Origin of the sequence: Aeromonas sp. ZOR0002 (genome assembly GCF_963866995.1) — a bacterium.
In the GTDB taxonomy this organism is placed as follows: Bacteria; Pseudomonadota; Gammaproteobacteria; order Enterobacterales; family Aeromonadaceae; genus Aeromonas; species Aeromonas caviae.
The window spans coordinates 4,645-17,769 of record NZ_CAWMFQ010000125.1 but is presented as its reverse complement, the minus strand read 5'-3'; the positions used below and the strand labels follow the sequence as shown (position 1 = coordinate 17,769).

The 13,125-nt window shown below is 60.6% G+C and carries 12 protein-coding genes; 7 read left to right on the top strand and 5 right to left on the bottom strand.

Translation table 11 applies throughout. The features are described from left to right. The 3 genes from AACR77_RS07220 to trhA all read right to left on the bottom strand — a co-directional run. The coding region (locus AACR77_RS07220) for a retention module-containing protein (RefSeq protein WP_042880604.1) at positions 1 to 2,007 on the bottom strand (2,007 nt) is incomplete at its 3' end. Positions 2,008 to 2,229: 222 nt separating this feature from the next. After that, positions 2,230 to 3,891, bottom strand: coding sequence for a putative transporter (locus AACR77_RS07215; protein WP_010675535.1), 1,662 nt, complete (start codon positions 3,889 to 3,891; stop codon positions 2,230 to 2,232). Positions 3,892 to 4,012: 121 nt separating this feature from the next. Next, on the bottom strand, positions 4,013 to 4,645 hold the full coding sequence (gene trhA, locus AACR77_RS07210; protein WP_039041319.1) for a PAQR family membrane homeostasis protein TrhA: 633 nt from the start codon (positions 4,643 to 4,645) through the stop codon (positions 4,013 to 4,015). A 192-nt stretch (positions 4,646 to 4,837) separates the two neighbouring features. Here trhA and AACR77_RS07205 point away from each other — a divergent pair, with 192 nt between their 5' ends. The 3 genes from AACR77_RS07205 to AACR77_RS07195 all read left to right on the top strand — a co-directional run bounded on the left by AACR77_RS07205 (position 4,838) and on the right by AACR77_RS07195 (position 7,321). After that, the gene (locus AACR77_RS07205; RefSeq protein ID WP_042880602.1) at positions 4,838 to 6,343 is read left to right on the top strand and encodes an aminotransferase class V-fold PLP-dependent enzyme; all 1,506 of its coding nucleotides are present in this window, start codon (positions 4,838 to 4,840) and stop codon (positions 6,341 to 6,343) included. Positions 6,344 to 6,448: 105 nt separating this feature from the next. Then, entirely contained in the window at positions 6,449 to 7,000 is a 552-nt protein-coding gene (locus AACR77_RS07200) for a septation protein A (protein ID WP_039041321.1), read from the top strand. Positions 7,001 to 7,024: 24 nt separating this feature from the next. Next, on the top strand, positions 7,025 to 7,321 hold the full coding sequence (locus tag AACR77_RS07195; protein ID WP_010675539.1) for a YciI family protein: 297 nt from the start codon (positions 7,025 to 7,027) through the stop codon (positions 7,319 to 7,321). Between the two features lie 60 nt (positions 7,322 to 7,381). Here AACR77_RS07195 and cysQ read toward each other — a convergent pair whose 3' ends face one another. Beyond that, positions 7,382 to 8,152: a 3'(2'),5'-bisphosphate nucleotidase CysQ gene (cysQ, locus tag AACR77_RS07190; protein WP_039041322.1), complete on the bottom strand. Its 771-nt coding sequence runs from the start codon at positions 8,150 to 8,152 to the stop codon at positions 7,382 to 7,384. Positions 8,153 to 8,318: 166 nt separating this feature from the next. On the opposite strand from cysQ, the gene AACR77_RS07185 reads away from it, so the two are divergent. From AACR77_RS07185 to AACR77_RS07175, 3 genes are all read left to right on the top strand, one after another. Beyond that, positions 8,319 to 8,636, top strand: coding sequence for a ComEA family DNA-binding protein (locus tag AACR77_RS07185; RefSeq protein ID WP_039041323.1), 318 nt, complete (start codon positions 8,319 to 8,321; stop codon positions 8,634 to 8,636). A 94-nt stretch (positions 8,637 to 8,730) separates the two neighbouring features. Next, positions 8,731 to 9,642 (top strand): UTP--glucose-1-phosphate uridylyltransferase GalU, encoded by a 912-nt coding sequence (gene galU / locus AACR77_RS07180; RefSeq protein ID WP_010675542.1) that lies wholly within the window; start codon positions 8,731 to 8,733, stop codon positions 9,640 to 9,642. A gap of 213 nt (positions 9,643 to 9,855) precedes the next feature. Further along, entirely contained in the window at positions 9,856 to 11,253 is a 1,398-nt protein-coding gene (locus AACR77_RS07175; protein WP_029314796.1) for a peptide MFS transporter, read from the top strand. A 70-nt stretch (positions 11,254 to 11,323) separates the two neighbouring features. On the opposite strand, the gene AACR77_RS07170 is transcribed toward AACR77_RS07175, so the two are convergent. After that, entirely contained in the window at positions 11,324 to 12,295 is a 972-nt protein-coding gene (locus AACR77_RS07170) for a response regulator (protein WP_042880600.1), read from the bottom strand. Between the two features lie 275 nt (positions 12,296 to 12,570). On the opposite strand from AACR77_RS07170, the gene AACR77_RS07165 reads away from it, so the two are divergent. Beyond that, positions 12,571 to 13,125: DnaT-like ssDNA-binding domain-containing protein (locus tag AACR77_RS07165; RefSeq protein WP_042880598.1), on the top strand; the 555-nt coding region annotated here is incomplete at its 3' end.

The window sequence follows — 13,125 nt, the reverse complement described above, 5'->3', positions numbered from 1 at the left end:
GTTCACGTCTTCGGTGATGACCACGGTCGGGGCACCGGTCGCCTCGGTGTCGATGGCCGCACTGTCGCTGCCGCCGGTCCCCTTGTTGCCCGCCAGATCGGTGTAGCTGTTCTCCTTCACGGTCACGCTGGCGGTGCCCGTGAAGTGCGCATCCGGAGTGAAGGTCGCGGTCCAGGTCTTGCCGCCATCGGAGCTAGTCAGCCCGGTCACGGTGCCGCCCTCTACCGTCAGGTCGCCCACCTCGAAGTCTTTGACCTGCTCGCTGAAGGTGAAGGTGACGTCGCTGGTCTCGCCCACGGTCAGCTTGTCGTCAACGATGTTGACCACCACGCTCGGACCCTGGGTGTCGACGCTGTAACCCTCGGTATCGGTCACGGTGGTGCTGTTGCCCGCCGCGTCGGTGGTGGTGACCTTGGCGTCGATCACCTTGTCCCCATCGGCCACCAGGTCGCTACCCGGCACATTGATGCTGAACGTCTTGTCGGCCAAGACCAGACCGGTGAAGGCCTTGCCATTGACGGTCAGGGTGACGGTGTCGCCCTCTTTCACGTCGCCACCCACGCGACCGGTCACGGCGATGTCCTGCTTGGACTCGGCCGCGTTGATCACGTCGTCAGGGGTGATGTTGCCATCCAGGGTGATGCTGGCATCCGGTGGCGTGGTGTCGAGCAAGGTGGTGTCGTCGGTGGCGCTGGCCGGGTTGCCCGCCGCGTCGGTAACGCTGGCCACCACGGTCAGGTTGCCATCCGCCAGCCCGCTCAGATCGGCGCTGGTCTGGTAGTTGCCGTCGGCATCGGTGACGGCAGTGACTGTCACGCTCTTACCGGTGGCATCGCTGATCACCAGGGTCACGGTACGACCCGGGCCAACATCGGAGGTGCCGCTGATGGGCGTGTTGGCCACATTGGCCGCGTTCACGTCATCCAGGCTCACCGTGATGTTCGCCGTGGTGTCCACGCTACCATCGTCGCTCGACGTGCCTCTGTTGCCAGCAGGATCAGTCACGCTGGCCGTCACGTCATAGCCCCCATCCGGCAACGGTGTCACGACATCCGCGCTGTAACTGCCATCCGGTTGTACCGTGGCGGTCAGGGTCTGCTGATTGCCGTTGGCATCGGTCACCGTCAGGGTCACCGTGCTGCCGGGGGCGGCGTCCGTGGTACCCGTGATGGTCGGAGTGTTGTCATTGGTATTGTCCGGTGCATTCACCGTCACGATCGGAGCCGTAGTGTCCACGCTGCCATCATCGGTCGCGGTGCCGGTGTTGCCGGCCGGATCGGTCACGGAAGCCGTCACCTGATAGCCCCCTTCGGCCAGCGGTGTGGTGACATCCACGCTGAAGCTGCCATCCGGTTGTACCGTCGCGGTCAGGGTCTGCTGATTGCCGTTGGCATCGGTCACCACCAGGGTCACCGTGCTGCCAGCGGGGGCATCCGTGGTACCGGTCAGGGTCGGCGTCCGATCATTGGTGTTGTCGGGGGCAGAGACGGTGATGACGGGAGCGGTGAGGTCGACCAGCTCATCCTCGCTGCTTTGCGCATCCACCAGCGGCGCCGCGCCAGCCGGGTTCGCGCTGTCAAAGCCTGCACTGGAGATGGTTGCATCACCGGTACGATCGATGGTGACGAAACCGCCGTTGCCGCTGGCACCAGCCACGCCCCCCGCATTGCCTGCGGCCGGGGCTCCGCCCGCCGCCGACGCTTCGAATGCCTTGGTGGGGTCGGTTCCGTCCAGAATCGCTTGCTGCAAGGCGGCGATGTCATCGGGCGTACCCGCATTCGCCAGCACGGCGTCACCCTCTTCGGGGCGCTCGCCGGAACCCAGGGTGAACGTGGTCTCCCCTCCCTGGAAGCTGGCCCCTTCGGGCGCAAGCAATACCGCATCCTTGGGCAGTACATCGCCTTCTGCAACGAGTCTCTGGCTCCCGTCGGCGGCGACCAGATACATTTTGCCTTGCAAGTGGGTAACGACGACATCCTGATCCAATACGATGCGCTGATTGCTCATGGTTTCTCCTGAAATATCGAAGGGCATATTGCTCCAGCCTCCAATGTGCCCGTTTATCAGGCCATAAACCAGTGAGAAAAATCGAATGAACAGACCGAAATGAAGCCGGGTTTCGGGGTGAAAACGAAGGGACGCCGAAGATGAATAAAATTAATTAAATCAATAGCATCAATTGTGACAAAACGAAGACGGGAGCCTCATCGGCTCCCGTCTCGTGAGGTGTCAGACACCGGCCCAGAGCAGGATGGCCAGCAGCTGGGGCGAGATGATCCGCAGGAACATCACCAGGGGGTAGACGGTCGCGTAAGAGAGTGCGCTGGCACCACTGGTGGGGTGCATACCGTTGGCAAATGCCAGAGCGGGAGGATCCGTCATCGAGCCGGCCAGCAGACCGCACAGCGTGAGGTAGTTGAGCTTGCCATAATGGCGTGCCAGCACACCCACCAGCAGCAGCGGGATGAGGGTGATTGCCACACCGTACATCATCCATGCGGGACCGTCGCCGTTGATCAGGGTGTCGATGAAGCCAGCCCCGGACTTGAACCCCACCACCGCCAGGAAGAGCACTATGCCTATTTCCCGCAGCGCCAGGTTGGCGCTCGGCGGCATGAACCAGTAGAGCTTGCCGATGCTGCCGATACGAGACAGGATGAGCGCCACCACCAGCGGTCCCCCTGCCAGCCCCAGCTTGAGCGCCGCCGGGAATCCCGGCAGGTAGAAGGGAATGGATCCGAGCAATACCCCCAACCCGATGCCGATGAAGACGGGCAGCATCTGCACCTGCTGCAGTTTCTGCTGCACGTTGCCCACCACGCTGGTGACCGCCTCGATGGCATCGAGCCGCCCCACCAGGTTCAGGATGTCACCGAACTGCAGACTGGTCTGACTGGTCGGCACCAGCTCGATGCCGGCCCGATTCAGGCGCGAGATGACCACATCGTATTTCTGCTTGATGTCGAGATCGCGGATCCGCTTTCCGAGCACCTGCTCATTGGTGACCACCACCCGCTCGACCCGCAGATCGGTCCCGCGGGTGGAGAGGGAGGTGTCTACCTCCTCTCCAAGCACCAGCAGCACCTTGTGCAGGGCATGGCGCTCCCCCACCAGGTGCAGCAGGTCGCCAAGTTCGATGCGCGAGTCGGGCTTTGGCACCATCAGCTCGTCGCCACGCTTGAGTCGGGAGCAGATGACGTCCGCCTCGTCCAGACTCGGGATCTCGCGGAGCATCAGGCCATGCATATTGGGATTGCGCACGGCAATGTTGATGGTTTGCAGACTCTCCTTGGTCTTGCCAGCCTGCTGCTCGAAAGCGACCGCCTCCTCCTCGATCTTGATGTGGAAGAACATCCGGATGAGCCACATGGTGAGCAGGATGCCGCAGATCCCGAACGGGTAGGCCACCGCATAGCCCATCCCCATCAGGCCGGTGGATCCAGGATCCGCCCCGAGCTCCGCCAGGATCTGCTGGCCAGCCCCCAGGGACGGGGTATTGGTCACTGCCCCGGAAAAGACCCCGAGGATCACCGGCAGCGGTACATCGAACAGCTGGTGCAACGCTGCCGCCACCAGACAGCCGAGCAGAACCAGCAGGGCCGCGAAGCCATTGAGCTTGAGGCCCGAACTGCGTAAGGAGGAGAAGAAGCCGGGACCGACCTGGATGCCTATGGTGTAGACGAACAGGATCAGGCCGAATTCCTGAATAAAATGAAGTGTTTGCTCATCCAGCTTCAACCCGGACAAGCCGGCGAAGTGGCCCACTATGATGCCGCCGAACAGCACCCCGCCAATACCCAAACCCACGCCATAGACCCGCCAGTTTCCCAGCCAGAGCCCCAGCACTGCCACCAGCGACAGCATGCTGATGGAAAGCGCGATCTCACTCATCGTTTGCATCCTTTCCAAACTGAACTGGCACTAGCTTGTCAGCAAACGAAGGGGGCAACTGTGGGGTGCCGCACGAATTCAGGCTTTCATGAGCACAAAAATACCAATTAAGGGTTAGCCATCAGATGTAGCCATAAATGGCCATGAAGTGGCACAGACTGCCACCCAGCACAAACAGGTGCCAGATGGCGTGGTTGTAGGGAATGCGCTTGGCCACATAGAAGATCACTCCCAGGCTGTAGATGAGACCACCCAGCCCCAGCAGCAGGAGCCCGGTACCATCCAGATGCAGATAGAGCTGGTAGATGACCACCAGCGACAGCCAGCCCAGCATCAGATAGGTAAATAGCGACACCTTCTTGAAGCGATTGATGAAGATCAGTTTGAACACGACCCCCGCCAGGGCCAGCCCCCAGATCACCACCATCAGTCCTTGCGCCAGCGGCGTATCGAGCGCCACCAGCAGGAAGGGGGTATAAGTGCCGGCGATCAGCAGATAGATGGCGCAGTGATCGAACAGCTTGCTCCAGCGTCTGGCCGCCACCGAGCTCACGCTGTGGTAGAGCGTCGAGGCGAGATAGAGCAATACCAGGCTGGCACCGTAGACGCCGTAGCTCAGCAGTACCCTGGGCCCCTGATCCCACCCCTTGTGCAGCAGCAAGACCAGTCCCAGTCCGCCCAGCAGCAGCCCCAGCCCATGGCTGAGGCGATTCGCCCACTCTTCCCGTGGGGAGTACCCCGTCACATCCATCATTACCTCCAACCCATTACCGGCCCACTCTAGCGGCCGACGTTTCAGGCTACAAGTGTTAGCTGAAAATAAAGGGGCGAAGATGAGGGAGGGCCAGAGATGGCTGTGCCCCCCGCCCCTTTGGTGTATGCTCTGCCGCCGACGCCACCCATGCGGATGGCCGCGTCTGCCCGACAATCTGGTCTGGAGAACCCGATGAAGCTCACTGAACTGTTTACACAACCGGATCCTGATTTCGGCAAGGCCATGACGGCCCTGCTGGAGCATTTCCATCATTCCGACGACAGTCAGGCCCCCTATCAGCGGGGCAGCTTCACCCACCAGCTCGATCAGTCGTGCATGCCCGCCATCGGCATCTCTCCCCGGGACTATCTGGCACGGCTCGCCACCCTGGTACCCGGGGCATCGCACCTCACCTCTCCCCGCTACATGGGACACATGACGGCGCCGCTGCCAGCCTTCACCGCCGAGCTCTCCCGGCTCTTGGTGATGCTCAACCAGAACCCGATGAAGATGGAGTCCTCCCGTTTGCTGAGCTTTCTGGAGCGGGAAGTGCTGGCCAAGCTGCACCGTCTGGTCTACCGCCAGGACGACGCCTTCTATGCAGCCCAGATGCATGCCAAGGATGCAGCCCTCGGCGTCATGACCAGTGGCGGTACCATCGCCAACGTCACCGCCCTCTGGCTGGCCCGCAACCGGGCCTGTGGCGACAACCTGTTCGCCCTCGCCGAGCAGGGCTATCGCGGCGCCGTCATTCTGGGCTCGCGGCTGATGCACTACTCCTTCGACAAGGGGATGGACCTGCTGGGACTCGGGGCTCGCAGCGTCTGGCGTCTCGACACCGACGAGCACAACCGGCTCAGTCTGGCGGCACTGGAACAGGCCCTTCAACAATGCAGGGAGCAGAAGCTCAAGGTGCTGGCGCTGGTCGGCGTGGCTGGCAGCACGGATTTTGGCTCCGTCGACCCGCTGCCGGAACTGGCCGCCATCGCCCGGCGCGAGCAAATCCACTTCCACGTGGACGCGGCCTGGGGTGGTCCGACCCTCTTCTCGCCCCGCTATCAGGGATTGCTTACGGGGATAGAGCACGCCGATACCGTCACCCTTGACGGTCACAAGCAGTTGCTGGTCCCGCTCGGTACCGGCATGCTGCTCTGCCGCCAACCGGACCTGATGATGACGGTGAAGCGCGAGGCTCCCTACGCCATCCGCGCCACCTCCTTCGATCAGGGGCGCTTCACTCTGGAGGGGACCCGTCCCGCCAACGCGCTCTATCTGGATGCCGCCTTCCAGATGCTGGGGCAGCAGGGTTATGCCCAACTCATCGACGCCAACTACGACAGGGCGCGGCGAATGGCCGCGCTCATCGACGCCAGCCCCGCCTTCGAGCTGATGTCGGCACCTGTAATGAACCTGCTCTCCTACCGGTGCATTCCGCCCCACCTGCAAGGTCAGCTGCCCGATGTGGCGGCCAACGAACAGATCAATCTCTTCAACGTCGCCCTGCAAAAAGCCCAGCGAGCCGAAGGGCACAGCTTCGTCTCACGCACCCAGCGCGCAGTCTCCCGCTATGGCGAGCAACCGCTCACGCTGCTGCGCGCCGTCCTGCTCAACCCCCTCATCGAGGAAGCAGACATACGCGTATTGCTGGACGATCAGGTGCGCCTTGGCAACCACATTGCCAGCCAGCTGTTCGAGTAACCCGCCGACCCGGGAAAGAACTGCCTGCAGAATGGACGGTCTTATTCATTTGCCGTTGTCTGACGGGCAGGTACACTGAGTGAAATTTTGAGGTTAGAGCCCAGCATGAAGCAGTTTATCGAGTTCATCCCCCTGATCGTCTTCTTCGCGGTCTACAAGTTTTACGACATCTACACCGCCACTGGCGCCCTGGTGGTCGTCACCGGCCTGCAACTCCTGTACAGCTGGCTTCGCTATCGCCGGGTCGAGAAGATGCAGTTGTTCACCTTCGTGCTGGTCGGTTTCTTCGGCGGCCTCACCGTCTTCTTCCACGACGATGCCTTTATCAAGTGGAAGGTGACCGTCATCAACATGCTCTTTGCCCTCGCCCTGCTCATCGGCCGCTATGGCTTTGGCAAGAACCTCATCAAGCAGATGCTGGCCAAGGAGCTCCAAGCCCCCGACCGGGTCTGGGACAACGTCAATCTCGGCTGGGTCGGCTTCTTCACCCTGTGCGGTCTGCTCAACCTCTACGTGGCCTTCAACCTCTCCCAGGAGATGTGGGTCAACTTCAAGGTGTTCGGCCTGCTGGGCATGACCCTGGTCTTCACCCTGCTCAGCGGCGTCTATCTCTATCGCCACATGCCGGCCGAGCAGAACGCAGAACAGAAAAAATAACCGCAACCAGAAAGGGATTGTTCCATGTGGTATCTGATCTACTCCGAAGATGTCGCGGGCAGCCTGCCCCAGCGCAAGCTGGCACGCCCTGCCCACCTGGCCCGCCTGCAAGCCTTGCAGGATGAGGGCCGACTGCTGACGGCCGGCCCGAACCCGGCCATCGATGCCGAGGATCCGGCCGATGCGGGCTTCACCGGCAGCACCGTCATCGCCGACTTTGCCAGCCAGGCCGACGCCCAGGCCTGGGCCGATGCGGACCCCTATGTTGCGGCAGGGGTCTACGCCAGGGTGACCATCAAACCGTTCAAGAAAGTCTTCTGAGCCCATCAAGGCTGACAAGAAAAAGGCCGGACACTGTCCGGCCTTTTTGCATCTTCTGACTCATGCCCTGGCCACAAACCAGGGATTGAGGATATCGGGCTTGTTGTAGCAAAGCGGCGAACCATCGAGCTGGGTGACGCTGCCCCCCGCCCCTTCCAGTACCGCCTGAGCAGCCCCCGTATCCCACTCGCAGGTCGGTGCGAGCCGCGGGTAAAGCTCGGCCTCCCCCTCGGCAATGATGCAAAACTTCAGAGAGCTGCCCATGGAAACCAGCTCGATCTCGCCCCGCTCCAGTTCGCCAAAACGGGCCAGATACTCGAGTGTCTCCTGCGACAGGTGATTGCGACTGCCCACCACGCGCCACACTTGCCCAGCGTCATGAGGACGGGTCTGGATGGTCTCGTGCCTGCCATCGGCCACACGCCAGGCGCCAATCCCCTTGCCCCCATACCAGAGCTTGTCCAGTACCGGGGCATAGACCAGCCCCCAGCGCGGGGTCCCCTGTTCAATCAGGGCGATATTCACCGTGAACTCGCCGTTGCGGGAGACAAACTCCTTGGTGCCATCCAAAGGATCCACCAGCCAGTAACGGGACCAGCCGAGTCGCGCAGCCATCACCTCGGGGGAGGACTCTTCCGACAACACCGGGATATCGGGAGTGAGACGGGCCAGCGCCTGAACGATCACCTCGTGGGCCCCCTTGTCCGCAGCCGTCAGCGGGCTCTCGTCCTGCTTGTACTCCACCGCAAAGGGCTGGCTGTAGATGGACATGATGGCCTCACCGGCGGCGCGGGCGATGGGCTCCAGTTCGGAAATGGCGGGTAGATACATGGAAAAGAGTTCTCGCTCAAAGGGTTGGTCAGTGTAACCGAGTGAGTATCTTCGGCTTATAGCCGTTTGCACTGACTTATACAGTGTCAAAACTGACAGACAAAAAGTGGCGCAACACAGCTAATGATAAATATGCCACTAAGGCAGATTCATAAGGATGTGAAACATGAACAAGAAAACCCTGATCGCCGCACTGCTGCTGGGCTGCCTCCCCCTGTTGAGCCAACCTCTGCTGGCCGCCGACAAGGCGGCGACCAAGCCTGTGGCCACCACCCAAGTCAAGGAGAGCGGCAAGATCAATCTCAATACCGCCAGTGCCGGCGAGCTCACCGCCCTGAAGGGCATTGGCGAGAAGAAGGCACAGGCCATCATCGACCACAGAGAGAAGCAGGGCAAGTTCACCTCCGTCGATCAACTGGCGGACGTCAGTGGCATCGGATCGGCCACGCTGGAAGCAAACCGGGACATGATTATCGTCAAGTAACCGGTTTGAATCCCTATCATCCCGAGGGCAGCCTGTGGCTGCCCTATTTTTCTTCGGGTATCATGAGCCCACTTTGTATCTTCGGACTCACTCCATGAAAAAGACACCGCTCGTTGTTCGCAAGGCCGTTCTCCCCGTTGCCGGTCTGGGTACCCGCATGCTGCCCGCCACCAAGGCCATCCCCAAGGAGATGCTGCCCGTGGTCGACAAGCCGCTGATCCAGTATGTGGTGCGCGAAGCCATCGCCGCCGGCATCAAGGAGATCATCCTGGTGACCCATTCAAGCAAGAACTCCATCGAGAACCACTTCGACAAAAGCTTCGAGCTGGAAGCGACCCTGGAGAAGCGGGTTAAGCGCCAACTGCTGGAAGAGGTTCAGCACATCTGTCCCAAAGACGTGACCATCATGCACGTGCGTCAAGGGGAAGCAAAAGGCCTGGGCCATGCAGTACTGTGTGCCCGCCCCCTCATCGGGGATCAACCCTTCGCCGTGCTGCTGCCGGATGTGCTCATCGACGAGGTGGCCAGCGATCTGAAGCAGGACAACCTGGCGGAGATGGTGCATCTGTTCGAAGAGGAGCAGATCAGCCAGATCATGGTGGAAGCCGTCCCCGAGAGCGAAGTGGACAAATACGGCATCGCCGACATCAAGGGGGAGGCCCTGAGCGAAGGCATGTCCCTGCCGATGCAGGCCATCGTCGAGAAGCCGCCCCGGGATGAAGCCCCGTCCAACCTGGCCGTGGTCGGTCGCTATGTGCTCTCGGCCAATATCTGGCCCTTGCTGGAAAAAACCCCGGCCGGCGCCGGCGACGAGATCCAGCTGACCGATGCCATCGCCATGCTGATGGAAAAGGAGCAGGTCAATGCCTACTTCATGAAGGGACGCAGCCACGATTGCGGCAGCAAGCTCGGTTACATGAAGGCCAATGTGGAATACGCCGTGCGCCATCGGGAACTCAGCAAAGAATTCACCAGCTGGCTGAAGCAGTTTGCCAAAGAGCTGTAATCTCTGAATATTTACAAGATAAGCAGAATAAAAAACTGGGCATCATTCGATGCCCTTTTTCATTTTATAAACAAATATTCAACCATTGATAGATAAAATATCGCTAAATCATAATATTGTAATTTAAAGTCGCTTGTTCTATAAGGATTAAGGCTTGTTCCTAGCCCTTGCATAAAATTTCTAAAAAAATATAAGACACAGGTGGAAGTTCCAATGAATAACCCGTCCAAAGGGACCTTTTTAGGTCACCCTAAAGGGCTTTTTTTGCTCTTTAGTACCGAACTGTGGGAGAGATTCTCCTATTACGGCATGCGTGCAGTGCTCGTCCTCTATCTGACCGACCTGACCGCCAACGGTGGCATGGGCTGGACCCAGGCCGACGCCCTCAAGCTGTACGGCATCTATACCGGTCTGGTCTACATCACCCCCATCATCGGCGGCTGGCTCGCCGATACCTTCTTGGGCCAGCGCCGTGCCATCCTGTTCGGTGCCGTGCTGATGGCCGCCGGCCAGTTTACCCTGGCACTGCCTCACGCCATGTTCCCTGACATGGTCAACACCGTCTTCTATGCCGGCCTTGGCTTGCTGATCGTGGGCAACGGCCTGTTCAAACCGAACATCTCCACCATGGTGGGCGACCTGTATAAAGAAGGGGATCACCGTCGTGACGGCGCCTTCACCATCTTCTACATGGGCATCAACCTGGGCTCCCTGCTGGCCGGCGTGATCTGCGGCGCCGCCGCCACCGCCTATGGCTGGCAAGCCGCCTTCGTCAGCGCCGGTATCGGCATGCTGCTCTCCCTGGTCGTGCAGGCCACCATGGCCCAGCGTTTCCTTGGTGACATCGGCCGTGTGCCCGCAGCCCAGCGTGCCGCCCTGCAGCGCTCCAAGGAGCAAAAAGCGCCCCTGACCAAACAGGAAGTGGATCGCATCAAGGTGATCCTGGTACTGGGCCTGTTCACCATCATCTTCTGGGCCGGCTTCGAGCAGGCCGGTGGTCTGATGAACCTGTATGCCCAGGAGTATACCGACCGCATGATCGGCAGCTTCGAAGTGCCGACCGCCTGGTTCCAGTCCCTGAACCCCTTCTTCATCATCACCCTGGCCCCTGTCGTGGCCGCCATCTGGATCAAGCTCGGCAAGAAAGAGCCGAACTCCCCGGTGAAATTCGCCATGGGCCTGCTGTTCCTGGCCGTCGGCTTCCTGTTCATGATCGGTGCCGTGCTGGAGCAAGGTGGTGATCAGGCCGTCAAGACCTCCATGTTCTGGCTGGTCGGTGCCTACCTGTTCCATACCCTGGGCGAGCTCTGCCTCTCCCCCATCGGTCTCTCCATGGTGACCAAGCTGGCTCCGCTGCGCCTGGCCTCCCTGATGATGGGTGCCTGGTTCGGTTTCGTGGCCCTGGCCAACTATGCCGCCGGCTTCATCGGTTCCTTCGTCGGCGAATCCGGTGCCATGGCCATCTTCGGTGGCATCGCACTGGCCGCCGTGATCAGCGCCCTCATCCTGCTGACCATGGCCAACCGCCTGGTCTACTGGATGCACGGTGCCGAAGGCCCGGCCAAAGAGCCCGAAGAACAAGAGCAGAAACTGCACTCCGCGACCGTTTGACCGGTTAGGATAGCAGAGACCAAACAGGGCGCCCATGGGCGCCCTGTTTGCATGTGTTCACTTCACTGCGTCAGTGGTGACGAACCTGCATCGTCAGGGCGCTGCCGCTGTCACTGCGAAACTGCAGATCAAAGGGCTCGTGCCAGCTTCGCCTGTGCAACGTGTAGCGACTGCTGCGCATCAAGCCGAGCGGCAACCCCCCTGCACGCATCAACCAGTGAGGTGAGGTGAGCCCGGCATTTGCAAAAAGCAGCCCATCTTCCTGATCGAACAGCAGGGCCGCCATGGCAAAGGAGTGACGCAGGCCCGACTCCAGCAGTTGCAGATTGAGGTAATCCAGCAATCGGTGTGGCTGGGTCAACAGCAGGCTCTCCTGTTGCTGGTATTGGCGATAGGGGCCGTTCATCAGGGATCGCACCAAGGCACCACAGAAGGCCGCATCCACACCGAGGATGGGCAATTCCATCACCAGTACCAGCAGCTTGTCGTCCAGTTTGAAGGTATCCGGGATGAAGAGATTGCCCATGCCGGCAAAGGTGACCTGCCAGGGCCCCCACTCCTGCATGCCAGGGGGCGCCAACCAGGAGAGCAGCCGGCTGCTCGCCAGATCGTGGCCACGGAAGAAGTCGATGTGTTCCATCAGCTCCAGCTGCTGGCTCTGATGCCCGAGGTTTGTCAGGCATTGCTCGATGCTGCGGCGGATCTGCTCATAGTCCTTCACCGGTTTGATGAAGAAGTCCCTGGCCCCCGCCCGCAGCGCACGCTCGATCGCAGCCATCTGATCCTGACCGGAGATGACGATGACGGGCACCTGTGGATAGCGGGCGGTGAGGCAGGCAATCACCTCATGGCCATCCATGTTCGGCATGTTCAGATCACACAACACCACATCGGGACGATAGAGCGCTGCGGCAGAGAGCCCCTCAATCCCGTCTTCTGCCTGAAAGACGCAGGCCCCGTCGTGCTCGAGATAAGATACCAGTGAGTGGCGAAAAACCGCTTCGTCTTCTACCACCAAGATCCGTAGTCCGGCTTTTGACATCTTGACAAAGCTCTTATTAGTCAAATGGTTATTTGAGCATTAAGACTAGATCATGGGCGCTGGATACCGCCACACAATATTGTCGAGCAGCGAGCCGGGCTGGCCTTGATATCTGCCAAGCGTTTGAAATGGTCCGACTATTTTGCTCGCCCCCTTGCGCAGAGATGGTCGGCAACCGTCGCCCGGCAGCCGTTCTCTCGCAGGTCGGCACCATGAATTGTATGAGGCACCGCCATGATGGATAATGCCCTCCACTCCAGATCGTGAAGCAGACCATGACGCCAGCCGAATACAGCGCCCTCGCCCATCCCAGACTCTCCCATCCGGCCCGCAGCCTCTATACCCTGCAACTGCGCCGCTTGGTGCTGGAAAATCGGCTGGCCCGACTCAACTATCCCGAGCTTGGCCGGGCACTGGCTGTCGTCGATCCGGGCAATCCCGGTGGTTTCAGCTATCAGGTCAACGCTCGCCAGCTGACCGAACTGCTCGACGAGCTGATGGAGGCCGAACTGCTTCAGGTCGAGGCCCAGGCTGACAGTGAGCACTACCACCAGTGCCCTTTCCAGTTGCCGTTGCTGAGCCAGCGGGTGCGCAGCCCCCTGCCGGCACGCCCGTTCCAGATGCACCTGCAGTGGCGTCCGGACGAAGAACTGCCTGCTCTCGCACGCCTGTGCGGGGTGATCGATGCCAGCTACAGCGAAGAGGATCTCGGGGAATTCATCGCCTACTGGCTCGGCCGCCCCGAGGTGTTCGACTCCCAGCACCAGTGGATGTTGAAATTTATTCGGGCCCTCAAGAGTCGGCGCTACGCCCGCCGCCCGGCGACCGTG